At 57.8% G+C, this 2,001-nt stretch carries 3 protein-coding genes; all 3 read right to left on the reverse strand.

Annotated elements, in window-relative coordinates; all coding sequences use genetic code 11:
- Positions 1–912: S9 family peptidase (locus JJE47_16620; GenBank protein ID MBK5269046.1), on the reverse strand; the 912-nt coding region annotated here is incomplete at its 3' end.
- A gap of 74 nt (positions 913–986) precedes the next feature.
- Positions 987–1,676, reverse strand: coding sequence for a YceI family protein (locus JJE47_16625; protein ID MBK5269047.1), 690 nt, complete (start codon positions 1,674–1,676; stop codon positions 987–989).
- A gap of 124 nt (positions 1,677–1,800) precedes the next feature.
- Positions 1,801–2,001, reverse strand: a 201-nt coding sequence (locus tag JJE47_16630) for a substrate-binding domain-containing protein (protein MBK5269048.1), incomplete at its 5' end; no start/stop codon positions are given.

The following is a 2,001-nucleotide window of genomic DNA, read 5'->3' on the forward strand; positions in this document are numbered from 1 at the left end:
CGACCGGGGGGCATCCTTGTTCGTTTGGACGTAGAACTTGGAACCATCGGAATGTACGAAGTGGTAGGCAGCATCGAAGGCGTCAAAGAGACGATGGAAACCGAACTCATCCGGATCACCCACCACCGGATCTCCGGCGAGCGGCTTGACGTACAAGCGAGTCTGGGAGGCCGTACCATCCCAGCAACTCATGACCAGGTACCGCCCATCGTCGGTCATCTGAGGAAAGAACCCGAGCCCCGGCAAATCAGGCCGCTCGTAGACCAGTTCGTCACTAGAGCGGACATCACCCAGGCGGTGATAAAACACCCGCATGTTCGTATTGATCGCAAAGCCCTCATCAGCGTCGGGATAGCGCGGGTAATAGAACCCAAGATCGTCGTGAGACCATTCGGCGTTCCCGAACCGCATGCCGTCGATCACGTCGCCGGTTTCCTGACCGGAAGCCACTTCGAGAACATGCATGTCCATGTAGTCCGACCCGCCCTCGGCAACGTTGAACGCCATATACGTGCCGTCATGAGACAGAAACGTGCCGGTTACCGCCACGGCTCCATCCTCCGAGTAGGTGTTCGGATCGAGGAGCAGTTCGGGCTCGCCGTCCAAGCCCTGCTGCCGATACAGGATCGGCTGATCGGCCAGACCGTCGTTATAACCGAAGACATACGTGCCGTGCCGGTTGGTCGGAACCGACCAACGGGGAAAGTCCCACAACCTGGTCAGTCTCTCGACGAGTGCGGCCCGACCAGGGATGCCGGCTAGGTAGCCGGCCGCAAAGTCGGATTGGGCAGCTACCCACCCGGCGACCTCTTCGGTCTCTTCTTCAAGCCACCGATAGGGGTCGGCAACGACTGTCCCGTGAAAGTCGTCAGTCTGGTTGGTTCGGCGCGTCGCAGGATAAGAATAAGGCATCGTGGGCGCCATGGTAGATGGCCCCGCAAAGCTCTGGAAGTCGCTGAGACGCCACTCCAGGTCGTCTTGTTGCCTTAGCCGGGCAGGGCAACGAAGTCGATCTTCAGACTCACTTCCTCATCGACATTGGCAACAAACGGCACGTTGGGAATGAGGAGGTCAAAGTCGGCCCGGTTGACTGTCGAGCTGGCACTCCCCTCGATCCGGTCGGCAGATCCGCTCACTTGAACATCAAACGTGACCGGCTTGGTCGTATCGCGAATGGTCAAATCGCCGGTAACCGTAAAAGTGAATTCGTCAGTCGGCCCGGTTGGCAGGCCATCGATTGACGTCGGCGAAAAGGTAATGAATTCAAACGTGTCGGTATTGAGGATGATTCCCCGAATGGCCCGGTTCCGATTGTTCGAGTCGGTCGCGAATGTTCGGGCATTGACGACAACATCGCCAAGAAGTGATGCTGACGGATTATCAAAGTCGACCACAATTTCTCCGGCGACCTGATCCGTTGAACCAACCACGGTGGCATCCGCACCACGCAACTCTTCGTTGAGCGTGAAACTCACCGACGACTCTGCCGACGAGATGATGTACGACGTCGGTCGGGCCAGGGTGGATTCGGCCGCCGCAACCGTCGACGACGTCTCGATCGGCGGTGCGGTGAGGTCGGTGCTTGGCTCGGCATCTGCGTTCGAATAGAACCATGCCAGAGCGACTCCAGCACCAAGAACTCCAATAGCTGTCACGACTGCAAGGACGCGTTTCATGCCAACTCCATGGCCAGGTTTGTTCACTTCGATGCGATTCCAGAAAAGATCCGGTTCGGGTCAGCCTAGGCAAATTGAGATTTAACGCGGTAGAGAGCTCAGGCATTGAGACCTGTTCATCGTGTCAAAGTCGGGCAACCGTGTCTCGCTCGACGACCGAAACCGCCAACGAGACGTCCTCGACTTCCTCTTGCCGCAACAGAGCCATGAGAAGATCCGCTCCTAGCTGGCCCGACTCGAAGAGCGGCTGGTGGACTGATGTCAACCCAAAATAAGGAGCCAGTTCGATGTCGTCATACCCGATGACCGAAATGTCCTCCGGCAC

It is taken from the genome of Acidimicrobiia bacterium (assembly GCA_016650365.1).
Classification (GTDB): Bacteria; Actinomycetota; Acidimicrobiia; order Spongiisociales; family JAENVV01; genus JAENVV01.